Source organism: Vreelandella alkaliphila (assembly GCF_016107625.1).
Classification (GTDB): Bacteria; Pseudomonadota; Gammaproteobacteria; order Pseudomonadales; family Halomonadaceae; genus Vreelandella; species Vreelandella alkaliphila.
In genome coordinates this window covers 1-547 of record NZ_JABASV010000039.1, presented here as the reverse complement: position 1 = coordinate 547, position 547 = coordinate 1, and the positions used below count along the sequence as shown (strand labels likewise).

Annotated in this window: 1 protein-coding gene; it reads left to right on the top strand. The window is 61.4% G+C overall.

The features are described from left to right. Nucleotides 1–547 (top strand): hypothetical protein (locus JFC11_RS18870; RefSeq protein WP_198350280.1); only part of this gene is annotated, 547 nt, incomplete at both ends.

Genomic DNA, 547 nt, shown 5'->3' with positions numbered 1-547 from the left:
CCGATGCTGATTCAGATGCAGACGCTGATGCGGATGCTGACGCAGATTCTGACGCAGATGCCGATGCTGACGCAGATGCCGATGCCGATGCCGATGCTGACGCCGATGCAGATGCGGACGCTGATGCCGATGCTGACGCTGATGCTGATGCAGATGCAGATGCCGATGCCGATGCCGATGCCGATGCTGATTCAGATGCCGATGCTGATGCCGATGCCGATGCCGATGCCGATGCCGATGCCGACGCCGATGCTGATTCAGATGCAGACGCTGATGCGGATGCTGACGCTGACGCAGATGCTGACGCTGACGCTGACGCTGACGCTGACGCAGATGCCGATGCTGACGCCGATGCCGATGCTGACGCTGACGCTGACGCTGATGCAGATGCAGATGCTGATTCAGATGCCGACGCGGATGCGGATGCGGACGCGGACGCTGATGCGGACGCTGATGCCGATGCCGATGCTGACGCTGATTTAGAGGCTACTGTCACCCTGGAGGCCCCGGACACCGTCACCGAAGGCGAGGACATCACCGTCACCGC